13 protein-coding genes are annotated in these 15,119 nt (G+C 60.2%); 6 read left to right on the forward strand and 7 right to left on the reverse strand.

The window, feature by feature from the left end; genetic code table 11:
- Positions 1-7: 7 nt before the first annotated feature.
- Positions 8-343, reverse strand: a complete 336-nt coding sequence (locus tag V1277_RS01210; protein ID WP_334414711.1) for a twin-arginine translocation (Tat) — start codon at positions 341-343, stop codon at positions 8-10.
- Positions 344-567: 224 nt separating this feature from the next.
- Positions 568-882, reverse strand: a complete 315-nt coding sequence (locus tag V1277_RS01215; protein ID WP_334414712.1) for a hypothetical protein — start codon at positions 880-882, stop codon at positions 568-570.
- Between the two features lie 199 nt (positions 883-1,081).
- Here V1277_RS01215 and V1277_RS01220 point away from each other — a divergent pair, with 199 nt between their 5' ends.
- A complete protein-coding gene (locus V1277_RS01220) occupies positions 1,082-2,329 on the forward strand; it encodes a glycerophosphodiester phosphodiesterase family protein (RefSeq protein WP_334414713.1) in 1,248 nt (415 codons plus the stop codon).
- A gap of 108 nt (positions 2,330-2,437) precedes the next feature.
- Here the strand turns inward: V1277_RS01220 and V1277_RS01225 are convergent, their stop codons facing one another.
- The 5 genes from V1277_RS01225 to V1277_RS01245 all read right to left on the reverse strand — a co-directional run bounded on the left by V1277_RS01225 (position 2,438) and on the right by V1277_RS01245 (position 7,421).
- Complete coding sequence (locus V1277_RS01225) at positions 2,438-3,427, reverse strand: Bug family tripartite tricarboxylate transporter substrate binding protein (RefSeq protein ID WP_334414714.1); 990 nt, start codon at positions 3,425-3,427, stop codon at positions 2,438-2,440.
- A 263-nt stretch (positions 3,428-3,690) separates the two neighbouring features.
- Positions 3,691-4,278, reverse strand: a complete 588-nt coding sequence (locus V1277_RS01230) for a GNAT family N-acetyltransferase (RefSeq protein WP_334414715.1) — start codon at positions 4,276-4,278, stop codon at positions 3,691-3,693.
- A gap of 37 nt (positions 4,279-4,315) precedes the next feature.
- Entirely contained in the window at positions 4,316-5,035 is a 720-nt protein-coding gene (locus tag V1277_RS01235; protein ID WP_334414716.1) for a DUF899 family protein, read from the reverse strand.
- Between the two features lie 146 nt (positions 5,036-5,181).
- Positions 5,182-6,705, reverse strand: a complete 1,524-nt coding sequence (locus V1277_RS01240; RefSeq protein WP_334414717.1) for an ATP-binding protein — start codon at positions 6,703-6,705, stop codon at positions 5,182-5,184.
- Positions 6,702-7,421, reverse strand: coding sequence for a response regulator (locus V1277_RS01245; RefSeq protein ID WP_057843627.1), 720 nt, complete (start codon positions 7,419-7,421; stop codon positions 6,702-6,704). The genes V1277_RS01240 and V1277_RS01245 overlap by 4 nt, the downstream gene beginning before the upstream one ends.
- A 1,316-nt stretch (positions 7,422-8,737) precedes the next feature.
- Here V1277_RS01245 and V1277_RS01250 point away from each other — a divergent pair.
- The 5 genes from V1277_RS01250 (at position 8,738) to V1277_RS01270 (ending at position 14,292) form a co-directional block, all read left to right on the forward strand.
- A complete protein-coding gene (locus V1277_RS01250; RefSeq protein WP_334414718.1) occupies positions 8,738-9,907 on the forward strand; it encodes a mannosyltransferase family protein in 1,170 nt (389 codons plus the stop codon).
- A 773-nt stretch (positions 9,908-10,680) separates the two neighbouring features.
- Positions 10,681-12,468, forward strand: coding sequence for a hypothetical protein (locus tag V1277_RS01255; protein ID WP_334414719.1), 1,788 nt, complete (start codon positions 10,681-10,683; stop codon positions 12,466-12,468).
- A 165-nt stretch (positions 12,469-12,633) separates the two neighbouring features.
- Complete coding sequence (locus V1277_RS01260; protein WP_334414720.1) at positions 12,634-13,083, forward strand: GFA family protein; 450 nt, start codon at positions 12,634-12,636, stop codon at positions 13,081-13,083.
- 67 nt (positions 13,084-13,150) lie between these two features.
- Complete coding sequence (locus tag V1277_RS01265) at positions 13,151-13,432, forward strand: glutathione binding-like protein (protein WP_334420256.1); 282 nt, start codon at positions 13,151-13,153, stop codon at positions 13,430-13,432.
- Positions 13,429-14,292: an alpha/beta fold hydrolase gene (locus tag V1277_RS01270; protein ID WP_334414721.1), complete on the forward strand. Its 864-nt coding sequence runs from the start codon at positions 13,429-13,431 to the stop codon at positions 14,290-14,292. The genes V1277_RS01265 and V1277_RS01270 overlap by 4 nt, the downstream gene beginning before the upstream one ends.
- Positions 14,293-15,119: the final 827 nt, after the last annotated feature.

Raw genomic sequence — 15,119 nt, forward strand, 5'->3', positions numbered from 1 at the left:
CGAAGTCCTACCAGTAGTAACGACGGCGGCGCCAATAGCGGCGGCGCCAACGACGGCGGCGGTGCCAGCCCCAGTGCCTGCGGCGCCAACGGCGGCGGCGCCAACCCCAGTGCCTTCGGCCCCAACCGCGACGACGGCCCCGGCCCCAGCCCACTTCTTCGGGCGTGAGGCGATCGACCTCATCGCCTGACGTGACGGCGGGTTGAGCATCCTTGTCGGCGGGCAGTTTGTCGTCGTCGGCGAGCGGTGCCGGCATCAGCGGCGCGGCCTGCGCGCTCGCTGCGAGCGCGACACCGCCCGCGACAAATCCAAAGGCGAGCTTCAGAAAGTGGCGGCGTTCCATCACATCCCTTCCTCCGTTTGCTGTGTGCAAGAAAGAGAGTTTCACGGCGCCGAGATGAACACGCGCTGAATTGCGTGTTCAGCTTTGGTGCGAACGGAGTCGATCGAGAATTATTTTCGCGTGCTGTTGTTTGCAGCGGAACTTTTGTCGTCTTTGCGGTATTTCTGCGTTGCCCGCATCTGTGACGACGCGTCTTCTCTACGGCGGACACGTCGCCTCGCGTCTTACGCCACGCGCTCCTCGGCAAGCACCAGCACCTCGCGCGTCCGCGTCACGTCCGGCCAATCGCGGTTGAAGTCTGCGACCAGGCGTTTCATCTCTGGCCCCTCGATCGCGCGATCGAGCGCAGCCTTGTCCGTGAACTGGTACATCGCCTCGTGCAGTGATGGATCGGTCGCGCTCCAGTAGCGCCACGCCTTCACCGCGCCGAACGATTTCATCGCGTCCGGCAGATGCTCGCGCGAATACCAGGTGTCGAAGGCCTGACGCCTGGTGGGATCGGACACAGTGGCGCGGACGACGAAAAAGGCTGCGGGCATTTCATCCTCCCTGCTTCGGCTCTTGTAGGGTGGGCAAAGGCGCGCAGCGCCGTGCCCACCATCCATCAACAACGGTGCAAGAAGGGTGGGCACGGCGCAAGTGCGCCTTTGCCCACCCTACGAAACCTCTTCAACACGCAACTGTCACATGCTCTGTGATATCAAGCCTGCGCGCAATGCGTTATCCGAGGTGCCACCCATGTCCGTCCGCTATCGCTCCGCCCTCCTCTCAGCGCTCTGGCTGTTGACCGCGATCCTTCCCGCCGCGGCCGAGGACATCCTGCTGCCGCGCGAGCCGCAGATCGGGCCGCGGCCGTTCTATCTCGTCGACAAGATGAAGGACGGACCGCTGAAGACGCAGCTTGCGCAGTGCACTGGGCCCTTTCGCAAGACCGATTTTTCCATCGGCCACCGCGGCGCCGCGCTGGAATTTCCCGAGCATACCAGGGAGTCCTATATTGCCGCCGCCCGGATGGGCGCCGGCATCATCGAATGCGACGTGACGTTTACGAAAGACCGCCAGCTCGTGTGCCGCCATTCGCAGTGCGACCTGCACACCACCACCAACATTCTGACCGTGCCGGAGCTTGCCGCAAAATGCACGCAAGCCTTCAGCCCGGCTGATTCCGCGACCGGCAGGAAAGCCTCCGCAAAGTGCTGCACGTCAGACATCACGCTCGCCGAATTCCGGCGGCTGCGCGCGAAGATGGACGGTTTCAATCCCGACGCGAAGACGCCTGAGGAATATCAGAACGGCACGCCGCGCTGGCGCACCGACCTCTACGCCAATTCCGGCACGCTGATGACCCATGACGAGAGCATCGCGCTGATCAGAAGTCTCGGCGCCAAGTTCACGCCTGAGCTCAAGGCGCCCGAGGTGCCGATGCCGTTCGACGGCGATTACACCCAGGAGAAATACGCGTCGCAGATGCTGGAGGCCTACAAGAAGGCCCGAATTCCGCCGAGCGATGTCTTTGCGCAAAGCTTTAATCTCGCCGACGTGCTCCACTGGGTGAAGACCGAACCGGAATTCGCGAAACAGGCGGTCTATCTTGAAGAGCGTTACGAAAAACAGGGTCTCGATCCCAATAAGCCGGAGACGTGGAAGCCGTCGATGGCGGAATTGAAGTCGCAAGGCGTCGCGATCCTCGGTCCGCCGATCTGGACCATGCTGACGCTGAACGACAGACAAGAAATCGTCCCCTCCGAATACGCCAAGGCCGCCAAGGCCGCCGGCCTCGACCTGATCGGCTGGTCGCTGGAACGCGACGGCCCGCTCAACAAGGGCGGCGGCTTCTATCACAAGTCGATCAGGAGCGCGATCGACCGCGACGGCGACACGCTGACGGTGCTGGATATATTGGCCAAGCAGGTCGGCATCCGCGGCATGTTCTCCGATTGGCCCGCGACGACGACGTTTTATGCGAGTTGTACGGGGATGAAGTGAGGCTTGTAGGGTGGGCAAAGGCGCTCTTGCGCCGTGCCCACCATCAGCACTCCGCGGGTAATGGTGGGCACGGCGCGATGCGCCTTTGCCCACCCTACATCCTAACGCTTACGCCGGCTCCAGGCCGAGGGCCTGCGCGCTCTCGATCCAGGTCGGCAATTCGCGCTGATACAACGCATTGCTTTCCTTGAAGCCGAGCGCAGGCTCGAGCACGAACGTGGCGAGAACTTCCTTCACTTTCGGATCGTTGTTGGCGGCCACGCAGAGTTCCGAAAGCCGATCGACGATCGGCTGCGGCGTCGCCTTCGGTACCGCCCAGCCTGTGAAGCCGCTGACGGTGAAGAACTTCGATGTCGCGCCTTGTTCGGGAAGGGTCTTGACGCTCGGGATCGCAGCGACCCTCTTCGAGTGCACCGCGAACACTACGCCGTGGTTGCCTTGCAGGACGGGTTGAGCGGCCGTGTAGCTGCCCATCGCGACGTCAAGCGTGCCGTCCATCAGACCCGTCCACATCGGCGCTTCGCCCCGGTAGTGGATCGGCTCTATCTTGAGGCCGTACTGCTTGTTGAGTTCGTTGATCGTCATGTGCGGGGCCGAGCCCGCGCTGTAGGTGCCGAAGTTCACCTGGCCTTTCTTGCGTGCGAACGCGACGAAATCGTCCAGCGTTTTGACGCCGGACGCCAGGCTCGCGACCAGCAGCAGCCCGGCGCCCGGGATGATGCTGACGAGCGTCAAGTCTCTGTCCATGTCGTAGCCAGGGTTCTTCATCATCACCCGGTTCATCACATAGGTGGTCGAAATCGAGCACAGGATGGTGTGGCCGTCCGGCGCCGCGCGCGCGACTTCCGCCGCGCCGATCGAGCCGGAAGCGCCCGCCTTGTTTTCGATGACGACGGTCTGACCCACCTGCCTGGAGATGAAATCGCCGAAGGCGCGCGCGAGCAGATCCGTCTGCCCGCCCGCCGGGTAGCTGCAGACCATGCGGATATTCCGCGACGGCCACGCGGCTTGCGCGGAAGCGCCACGCACGAGGAAAGGCGTTGCTGCGGCGGCCGTCCCGGCGGCGATGAAGTGACGGCGATTGAATTTCACTGACATATTCCTTCCCTCCCTGATTTTTCAACAAGGGTATCGCATCGTCCGGCCTCTGCCACGCGCGAAAGAGGGACAGATTGGCGCACTTAACAAAATTCGGCGGATTTCGGCACACGAGGCGCGGGCGCGCTAACTCGATGATGGTATTTGCACCCGCGATTTTCCGAGAGATGGAAAATATGTGCGACTAGCGATTGCCCGTAACGCGCATCACGCGGTTGGGCCGATCTGCGCTGACTGCAACGGGGTTCGGTCAACTCTAACGTTCAGGATGCGGGCCGCAGCATCGGCGTCACCACTGGAGAAGAGCCGCTTTGGATTTTGCCGGTGATCTTGAAGCCGTGGCGTTCATAGAGCGAAATGTTACGCGGGTTTGAGCTTTCGAGGTAGGCCGCGATGCCCTCCTCGTCGCATCGTCGAAGCGCATGTTTCATCAGCAACGAGCCAAGCCCCTGCCCGATCCATTTCGGATCGGCGGCGATAAGAGGCAGATACCAATGCGGTTCATGGGGATGATGTTCGGCCATTCCTTTCATGATGGCCCCGATATCCCCGGATATCTCCGGGCGCAGGGACTCCTCCATGATTGCGTTCATTTCTGCTTCGTCCGGCTCGACGCCTGGTGGCAGCCACAAGGCGGCAGCGCGGGCCCCTTCGGTGATGTAGGCTGTGCCATGCTCGAAAGCACCGCCGCCGAAAGCATTGACCATCCGAGGCATTATTCTGAGGTATACGGACGGATCGGGCCAAGCAAAACGCGCCATCGGGTCGGCCGCAAAGCCGAGCACAATGGTGCTGATCGCGTTTGCCCGGTCGTTCGCGTCTGCGGATATGACTTCCGGCACCGCCGACATAGTGTCGCTCCCTCGGTCACTCCCCGTCGATCCAAGGTCAATCGTACTTTACCTTGGGGAAAAAGTCTCCACGCCCCTCGGGGGTCATATCGAGCAGACCCCACACGGGGTCGACCAGATCCCCGGCGCGATGATGTTGATTGGGTTCGGTTGGCGCGAAACTCATCTCCGAACCCCAGAAGTGACGGATTGCTCCGCCACTCTTCTTGAACACGTTGAAGATCGTTTCGTCCCAGTTCTCGCCGTCCGGAACGCGATGCTGTGTACGCACGCCCTTGGGAAACTTCGACGTGTCACCAAAATAATCCGCGTCGTAGCTATTGCCCGCCGTAGACACCAGCGGAAGATGGTCCCAGCCGCGCTCGTGAGCCCACGCGGCAAGACGTGCAATCGGGGATTTCGCAACGATGTAAAGTGCAGCTCGCTGGCCGATGTGCCTTGCCGCGCCGTCGATCCCATCGAGCAGGTGCGTGCAGCCGGGACATGGCAGCTCCCGCTCGGGTCCATACATGAAGCTGTACAGAATGAGCGTGTCATGCGGACCGAACAGCTCGGACATCCTGACCTTCTCAGGCGCTGCATTCTTGCCTATCCGCTCGAATACATAATCTTCCGGTACTTTGCCGCCGAGCGGCAAGGCGCGGCGCTTGGCTGCCACAGCTTCAATGTGGGCACGCAGCGCGATCTCGTCGTCTAGAAGCGCGTTTCGGGCAGCACGGTACTCGGCGGTTTCGTTCGGGTAGCGGAGATGCTCCATGGCTTCCCTCCGGATTGAAGGTCTGTGAACCCAGAAACAAACTCATCCGTGAGGAGCGAGTTCCCTATTGCACCCGCTTGCCGCACCACACCAACGCGCTGCACAAATTTGACCTTCGCAGTCAGTTATCCGTGCGTCACCTCTGATCAATGAATGGCCGCCGTTGGCGTGGCCACCGACGAAGGCTCTGCCTTTTCGAGAGCGCTGGTAACGTCCTTCGCTCCTGCGACCGGGCGGCTGAAGGGAGGAGGCGGCCCACCATCCAGCGGTGGCAGGCTAATGGCCGCGTGTAATCCCTTCTCCTTGTTGATCAAGACGATATCTCCGCCATGGCGGCGGACAATGGTCCGGGCAATGGACAGGCCGAGACCTACGCCGCCAGTTTCGCGGTTCCGCGAACTCTCCATGCGGAAAAACGGCGTGAAAACCTGCTCCTTGGCGGTATCGGGTATCCCGGGTCCATCGTCGGAGACGATGATTTCGATACTATCTGGTCGTCTCTCCACGCTGACGCGCGCCCGCTCGCCATAACGAATGGCATTTTCGACGAGGTTGCGGCATGCGCGGCGGAGTGCGTCTGGCCGGCAGCTATAGCTGATCTTCTGTCCCTCGGAGAAAGAGACGTCATAACCGAGTTCGGCGAGATCGTCGCAGAGACTTTCCACTAGAGCCGAGAGGTCCACGGTCCGCGTGTTTTCTGCGGTTGCGTCTTCGCGAGCGAATGCGAGGGTTGCCTCCGTCATCGTCTGGATCTCGGTAATGGTGGAGAGCATTTTCTCGCGAACGTCCTCGTCGGACACGAATTCCGCACGCAAACGGAGCGAGGTCAGAGGTGTGCGCAGATCATGACCGATGGCGGCCAGCATTCTGGTGCGATCGTCGACGAAACGGTGCAGGCGCTCTTGCATGCGATTGAATGCCTCGGCGGTACGCCGGATATCGTCGGGGCCGGTTTCCGGCAGCGGTACGATCTCCTGACCACGGCCGAAGGCTTCGGCCGCTACCGCCAGGCGGCGCAATGGTTGCGCGATGCCTCGAGCGGCGAATACGGCAATGATCGACAACGACAACGCGGAGAGGCCGAGTGCCAAGGTGGATTTGGAGGTCCAGAAGCCATCTTGCGCGGGCTTGGCAAATGCAGTGTTCAGCCATGCTCCGTTAGCCAACTGAACGGCCAATCCCATGCCGGTGGCATCATCGAGATAAAGAAATTTCGCTGGTCGGGACAGCGGCCAAGCTTCCGGCCTTAGGTCGACCCATTGTGAGGAGGCGCCGCTACTGCTGGCAGTGTTTCGGGTGAAATCCGGTCTCACCTCGGCGGGCGCGCTGTGGCCGGCAAAGGACATGCGCGGCAATGGCTGCGCCAAGCGCTCCCATGCCTCCTCTCGCCACGCGGAGGCATCCTTCAGTCCGTTGGTCGATATCCAATACCTCGCTGAACTGGTGTTGCTGGCATTAAGGATATCGGTCTGCAGCGACGGAGGCGTCGCCTCCAGAACCCGGGCGAGCGAGGCGCTCCGGCTGAATATCTCGCCCTTGGCGGCCTTCCGAATCGCCTGCCCGTGCTCATCCCAGGAAATGAAGAACACGATTGCTTGTGACAGCACCAAGGACAGCAGCGTGAAACAGATGAAACGGGCCGCAAGACTACGCTTCCACAAGCCCATCATGGCTGCTCGACCTGCGCGGCGAGGCTGTATCCACCGCCCCAGTGAGTCTTGATCAAGGCTGGTACTTTCGGATCGGCCTCGATTTTCTTCCGCAAGCGGCTGACCTGATTGTCGATGCTCCGGTCGAACGGATCGGCATCCCGGCCGACCGTCAGGTCGAGGAGTTGATTGCGGCTGAGCACCAGGCCGGGATGGTCGAGAAATGCACACAACAGGCGGAACTCCGCCGTGCTGAGCGGCACAGCAACGCCGTCGTCTCCCGTCAACTCGCGCCGGTTGACGTCAAAGGTCCATCGATCAAAACGTACAACCTTGGTCGCAAGCCGGCCCTTTTGCGGTGGCAGGCTTTGGACTCGTCGAAGCACTGCTTTGATGCGGGCGAGGAGTTCGCGGGGATTGAATGGCTTGCTCACATAGTCATCGGCACCGACTTCCAGGCCGACGATTCGATCGGTCTCCTCAGCCATCGCAGTCAACAGGATAACGGGAAGGTCCGTGGTGCTGCGCAGATGGCGGCAGAGGGACAGTCCGTCCTCACCCGGCATCATGACATCAAGAACCACCAGGTCCAGAGCACTTCGTTCGAGCAAGCGGCGGAGTGCAACGGCGCTCTCCGCAAGACTGATGCGGTAGCCATGCTGCATCAAGTATTTGCCGACCAGATCGCGAATATCGCGATGATCATCCACTACGGCGATGTGAGGTGCCGAGTCCATCTAGTTTGCTCCGTCCAGGATCATACTGAAGTCCTGCACCCACCCCATCGAAAAAGTGTAACAGAATGTATCGGCCGCGTATGATCGAGCGAAATCAAATGCTTGTGGCTGGCTTCACTGACAGCATCGCGGCATCGGGATCGCAGGATCCCGATGCCGGCCGATCCGAGCGGGAACCGGCCTCAGGTGCATGATTCCCCGATCTGGCTGAAACAATCTAGGCACAAGCTGTCGCAGAACGTTGTCCTGGTGAGCCATCTTTGTCGCAATTTGTCGCAAACCCGTATGCCTGTTCAGACTTGATGCAACTTAAGAAGCCGCATTGAGCAAGGTCATTCAAGAGCGGATGACAGGAGTGGCCATCACCGATGGCCGCAACTGTCGCGAACTATCCAATGCAGCATTCCTGAGACAGATCGCGACAATTCCCGGCGGTCGTCGGCAAAGTTCTGCGACATCCGGACCCCATCGTGCGCACGCTCAACGAAGCAGGAGCGTTACATGTACGATGCGATGCACGCCGTTTCCCGCGGGGCCGTTCCGGAAATCTCGAAAAGCTCATCGGCCGAGGGCGATGAAGACCACACTACACCGAAGGGACTGCTTCTTCGTAGAGCCGCAGTGCGGATAGGTTGGCTGCTCGTTTTCGTGTTGCGGAATACCTCGGCCTCGACCACCCCCCTTGATTTGATGTACTGTGGAGATCGTGCGGCTGTTTCGCGCCTCGTGACGGAGGACGACCGTTTGACGTCCGAGCAGAATCCTAAATTCGTGTGCAGGGTGCCCGACTTTACTTCTTGCGGGCCATGTCTTCGTATCAGTCACGAAAGCTCATCCTCTGGGCCGATCGGCCTGACTGCCGTCGCACGCAAACAAGATGACGTCTTGCCCGAGCCGGTTTGAAGTCGCGACGCGTCGCTTCGCCGGTACGGCGCCGCTGCTGGCCAGATCCCTGAGTGCGTCGACCCAGCCGATGCTAGGTTGCAAGCGCCTCAAACAATGGACGGCAGACCGCGATCGTTCCTCGTGAGCGGAAAGAGGTCCGCTGTTGGCGCAAAGCGGACGGTCGGAGCAATGATGAAGTCGACAGAAGGGCCGGTAGGCGACATTCAGACGGCCTAACCAGGTTCGCTCTTCCCCCAGAAGCAGACATCACGGTTGCCACAGCCCGCGTCCTCCAAGAGTCGATGCAGATCTTCAGGCTGGCCGAGATCGATCTCAACGCAGGACGTTCGGGAAGTCCGCCGCGTCATGCCCGCCAAATGTCAAAGCGGTACACCTGGGCGATTGATCTTGGGCTCTTACGGAGCGACAGTATGGACATGGACATGCGCTATCCGATCTGGAAAGATCCTTCTTGGCTTCCTTATTGTTTGGCCATCTTGATATTTTTTTGTTCGCGGGTGGTGGTCGCGCTCGGACTGGTATTCTCTCAAAAATATCTGACCATCGGGAGGGCTGATGTCTGGTCTGCGGGACCGATCTGGTACCACCAGTTGTTGCAATGGGATTCGGAATGGTATTTCAAGATCGTCACAGATGGCTATCAGTATAACGGCGATCCGACTGTTCAACAGAACATCGTATTTTACCCGCTGTATCCGATGCTCGCACGGGGCCTGGCGACGATTAGCGGTCTCACGCCTGCGGATGCATTGCTGTTGGTATCGAACGTCGCGGGATTGCTCGCGATTGTCTTCCTTTTCAAGCTGGTTCGCGAGGAATTTGGTAATCAACTGGCTCTCGCCACAACCGCGCTGCTCAGCTTTTTTCCCGCTTCGGTCTTGCTATCGGCCGGGTATACCGAGCCCTTGGCACTGCTACTAATCGTCTCGTTTTTTCTTGCTTTGAAACGAAAATACTACTTGTCGGCAGCACTGCTTGCAGGCTTGGCAGTCTCTACCCGATCGACCGGCGTTGTCCTATTGCCTGTCCTTCTTTGGGAGATGTGGGCCAATCGCGATCAGACCAAGCTCCTTCTTGCCCTCGTGCCATGCGTCCTTCTTGCGACGTCGGGCATCTGGCTATTCATGATCTACCTCTGGAGCGCTTTCGGAACTCCGTTTGCTTTTGCGGATGGGCAGGTGGCATTCCATCAAGGAACGACACTAGCGACAAGATTGATTGCGGCACTAAAGCTTGAGCCGTTCACACGAATGATGCTCAATGATTGGAATCCATGGGGACAAGATAGCTGGTTTACATTATTGTTCATTACCCTGATTGTTGTGGGCTGGTCTCGACTGCGCGCAAGCTGGACACTGTTCGCCATGGCAGTCCTGTTGCTGCCATATCTAACACTCAGCGGTGGGCCAGCAGGCTTCGTCTCAATGAGTCGATTTAATCTCGTTTCATTTCCCCTGTTTGTGACGTTGGCAGGCTTAGGATTGCGAGCAAAGTGGCTTTTGGCAGGAGTGATAGGACTCTTCGGCGCGTCCTTGTTCATGAACGCCGCCTTGTTTGCTCGTAGAATTTGGATTGGCTGATCGCTACAAATACTCGCGATGACATGCTTGAGCAGCGACACAGCGCGAGTTGGTCAAAGCGCACCCAATAGAGCCCATCAAGGCTCCACCAAGAGGGTAGCTCATTGCAATCCATATCGAGGATTCCCGGTCGCTATTATCTGGCAATCTTTGTGCTGGCGTCTGCGACGCTTTCCTACCAGATACTGATAACGCGCTTCTTCAGCGTTATGCTCCACCATCATTTCGCATTTGCCGCCATTTCACTTGCCATGCTCGGGCTCACGCGCGGAGCGATGAAGGTCTACGGCAAACCCGCCCGTTATGCCGCCGAGCGGGTCGGAATCGAATTCGCCCGCCACGCGTCATGGTTCGCGCTCAGCAGCGTTGGCGCAATGATCGTCTTCCTGTGCGTGCCGCTCGCTGTATCCGCAGCAAATGTGCCCCTCGCCCTGGCGCTGGCGATCATCGCCTTCGTAGCTCCGTTCACGGAAGGCGGAGTTTGCATAACGTTGTTGCTGACGCGTCTGCCATATGGCGGCGGGTGGCTCTATGCAGCCGACCTCATGGGCGCCGCCGTTGGATGTCTCGGGGTGATCTTCATACTGCTGGTGATTGACCCCGTAAGCGCCACGCTATGGATCGGAGCCCTTGCTGCTGGCGTTGGCTGGATCGTCGTGAGACGCAGCGAAGACGTCCGCGGTGTGCGTTTGAGCGGGGCTGTCGCGCTAACGCTGGCCGTCGCGGCCACCGTGCACTCCGGCCTTGACCTGACCGGTCGAAGCCATCTCGGGGTGTTCTGGGCCAAGGGCGCTGAACAGACCGGCACGCTGTTCGAACGCTGGAATACCTATTCGCGGGTAAGGGTGCGCGAGTTGGCCGAGAAGGTCCCGTTTGGCTGGGGTCTGGTTGGCACTCCTGATGCCCGGGTCGACCAACACTACCTCGACATCGATGCCGATGCAGGCACGGTCATCACCAGGTATGATGGCGACATCGGAAAGCTCGCCTACCTGAAAGATGATGTCATCAATGCAGCCTACCTCGTGCAGCCGGCGGCCGACGTCGCTGTCGTTGGCGTGGGCGGAGGTCGTGACATCCTTTCCGGTCTGCTCTTCGGCGCCAGCCGGATTCGCGCAATTGAGATCAACCCGGCAATCTTCGAAGTGCTCACCGAAAAATTCGCCGATTTCTCCGGCCATCTCGATCGCCAGCCCGGCGTATCCTTGGTCAATGCCGAGGCGCGAAGCTACATCAACCACTCGCCCGAGCGGTACGACCTGGTACAGATTTCACTCATCGACACCTGGGCGGCGACGGCGGCCGGTGGCCTGACGCTCACCGAAAATCGTCTATATACCGTGGAGGCGTGGGATGATTTTTACCGGGCGCTCAAGCCTGGCGGGCTGTTGTCGGTATCACGCTGGTACGATGCCGAGAAGCACCGTGGCGAGCTATACCGCCTGATCGCGATTGCCGCGAGCGCGCTGCAGCGCAAGGGAGTGTCGGCCGGGGAGTTACGGCATCACGTCGTCGCGGTCAACGTCGGCGGCATCGTGACGGTGATCACCCGGCCTGACGCGTTCAGCGACGCAGAATGGCAAGGCGCGCGTGAGAGACTTCAGGCGCAGGGCTTCAAGATATTGTTGGGGCCGGACATCACCTTCGATGCCGTCACCTCAACGTTGCTGTCCGACAAGGCGGATCAGGCTTTCTTCGATTCGCTGCCGGAAAACATCGCTGCTTCAACCGACGACAATCCGTTCTTCTTCTATACGTCCCGCTTCAGCGATTTCGTGAGCACGCAAAGTTGGGACATCATGAGCAACAACGTAGCGATCGGCGTCACCGGCTCGCTCATCATCGTAGCGCTCTGCGCTTGCGGATATTACATCGTGCTGCCCTTCCTTCGTCTTGCGAGGCGGATGCCAATGGCGACGCTGACGCCGCCCGTTGCCTATTTCAGCGCGATCGGGATGGGCTTCATGCTGATCGAGATATCGCAGATGCAGCGCCTGATGGTCTTTCTCGGACATCCCGTCTACGGGTTGAGTGTCGTGCTATTCACAATTCTTCTCTTTAGCGGGATTGGCAGCGCCACGGTCGGTGCGGATGCCTCCCGATCACGCGTCACCGTCTTCAGGATTGCCGCCCTCCTCACCACACTCGTGGTGGCAGGGCTGTTGACGCCGCTGGTCACCACCTGGGCACGGTCACTATCAACCGACATGCGTATTGTGGTGTCCGTCCTGCTGCTGGCTCCCCCTGCATTCTGCATGGGGATGATGTTTCCGCTCGGGCTCGGTAACTGGCGCCGTCATCATGAACTGCTGCCGTTCTTCTGGAGCACCAACGGAATTACGTCGATGCTGGCGTCGGTGCTGGGTGTGGCGTTGTCGATCCAGTTCGGCATCGCCAGGACCTATGCGCTGGGGGTGTGCTCGTATGCGGTTTGCGCCATCGTGATCATTGCAAGCCGCTGGGTGCCGTCGATCGATATGTCAGCCGAGAAAGGCCCCGTTAGTCCCGAGGCCAGTATTGCAGGAAAGGAAGGCGCCACGATTCGGCGGCCACATCAGTAAAGGGAAGTCCGAATACCGCATCTTCGACAAGACGGCAGTGGGGAAATGGCGGTCACACCCACTGCGGGTGCGAATGGTGATCGCAAGCGCCAGTAGGCGACATCGTTGACACACGATGGTCAATCGGCACAATCGAACAGTCCTCTATAGGAACAAGGTGCGGCAATGGATGCCGGTTCAGTGTCTGGCAAATGTTTGTGCGGCTCGATTGTCTTCCAATACACCGGGGAACCGAACTGGACGTTGCATTGCCACTGCGAGAGTTGTCGACGAGCAACCTCCTCCCCAATAACGACATGGATTTCAGTCCCACGCAGCGCGTTCGCGTTCACGAAGGGCGCGCCCCGCTATTTCCATTCCTCGCCGGGCGTTCGGCGTGGTTTCTGTGAGAATTGTGGGTCACCCCTCACATATGAGAATGAACGAATGGAGGGAGAAATTCACTTATATGCAGTGTCGCTGCTCGATGCGAAATATGCCTCGCCGAGCTGCCACGTCTTCGTTGATGAACAGCTACCTTGGTTCGAGGCGCTCGATGACTTGCCGAGGTTTGCAACGACCGGTCGCGACGGTGCCTCGCCTATCCGCTTCGGTCCTAAGAAGAAATTCGATTGATCTTTCGTGCCGAGGCCCAGTTGGGGTCGGGTCTCGGTTGGATGGATGAGAGGTTCAATACGTGGCGATGTGCAGAAAGCGCTTTCCCACCTACCTTGCGCTTCCTGACGACGTCAGGGAGCCGATCGCCCAGGAAATACTGCGATGGTTCCGCTTCGCCGCGCACCGGCTGCATCGGGGCTATCTGTTCGGAGAGACCTTCACTGTCGCGGATCCCTATCTCTTCCAGCTGGCGCGCAGCGCGGCGGAACTCGGATTTCCACTGCCCGAGCCGCTTCGCGATTACATTACACGCATCGAAGGGCGGCCGGCCGTGCAAGCGGCTCTGCGCCGCGAGGGCCTGGCATGAACGAGCGGACGATCCGAGCGGACGGGCTCGAGCTCGCGACGCAGAGCTTCGGCAATCCGGCCCATCCGCCGATGCTCCTGATCATGGGCGGGATGGCGTCCATGCTGTGGTGGCCGGACGGATTCTGCCGCCGGCTCGCCGCGCGGGGTCGCTTCGTCATCCGCTACGACCAGCGTGACACCGGCCTTTCGAGCAAGTTCGCCCCCGGTCGCCCGAGCTACGGCTTCGAGGACGCGGTCGACGACGTGTTCCGCCTGCTGGACGGCTACGGCCTGTCGGCGGCCCATGTCGTCGGCTTCTCCATGGGCGGGATGATCGGCCAGGGTGCGGCGCTCACGCGCCCGGAACGGGTGCTTTCCCTGACGGTGATCAGCAGCACTCCGATCGGGATGGACAGATCTCATCTCCCGAAGAGCGGCGAGGCCTGGCTGCAACATATGGCCGTGGAGGTGGACTGGTCGGATCGGGCGGCGACGGTCGCATATGAGGTGGAGGATGCGCGCCTGATCGCAGGCACGGCATACGGGTTCGACGAGTCGGGAACGAGGGCCTTCGTCGAGAAGGATTTCGACCGCTCCGGCGGCTACCTAAACGCAACCAACCACATCGTCCTGCTGCGTGGCGGCGAGTTGTGGCGCGGCCGGCTCGGCGACCTGCGCGCGCCGCTGCTCGTGATCCACGGCACGGCCGACCCGGTTTTCCCGATGGAGCACGGGGTGCAGCTTTCCGGGGCCGTAGCGGGCGCACGGCTCTTGAAGCTCGAAGGCGGCGGGCACGAGCTGCACCCCGGCCATTGGGACCGGATCGTCGAGGCGATCGCCAAACACACGGGTTCGAAGCGAGCGGTCGACCGGCGATGACAAGATTCCCTCCATGGGATTGCGAGCCGTGTGACGGCAGGTCTTGGCGCTTGTTTGCCGTCACGGCATTTGACCGCCAAAGAGCAATTCACTCATGCGAACGCCAAGGGCCACCGAACACCACCCCTCCTACGACAGCGAATTTCTGCCGTCGTGGTCGTGCGGGGCGGCGCGCAGGAAATCTTGGATTCGGCTGTATTTGGCGCGCCACGGCCGACGAAGATGGGCACTGCTCCCTCGCGATTCCCCTATGATGCTGCAGCCCGCGATGCGCTCCAATTGGCAAGTCTGCGTTGCTCTGCCATCCAGCACTACGCATCGTGGATCCCCCGATGTTGCGGGGTGGTCCGCTTGGCCCTCGAAAACAGGCCCTCGGACACTGGTCACCATTGTCTGCCAAGGCCTTAGGCCGACGTCCGTCAGCTATGAGCGACGGCTCAGCTTTCGTGGGAAAATCTTTGCAAAAAAGGACCATCGGAACAACCGATGGTCCTAAAAGCCTTGAGGCTTTCGTCTTGCATTCACGTTGCCAGTTAGCTGCGGACAGACTGGCGGCTGCCGCAGGGTTGATGCTCGCTTTGCACTGGCCGTTTGGACCCTGACCTTTGGACCCTTTGCCGTGGAGACGTCGGTCCCGTCGGACGCCTGTCACCCCCGGCATTGGTCGTTATCGGCACTCGTCACTGTTGGCGCGGGATGGTGCGAGAAACCACTCGATCAACCGAGCAATCCAACGCTTGACGAAAGAGCCAGTTCCCTCATGAGGAGGCTGAGTGGATGCTGGCAGGGAACCTTATTGCTCGGCCGAGGTAGGCAGGAACGAACAT

The organism is Bradyrhizobium sp. AZCC 1588, assembly GCF_036924735.1.
Lineage (GTDB): Bacteria > Pseudomonadota > Alphaproteobacteria > Rhizobiales > Xanthobacteraceae > Bradyrhizobium.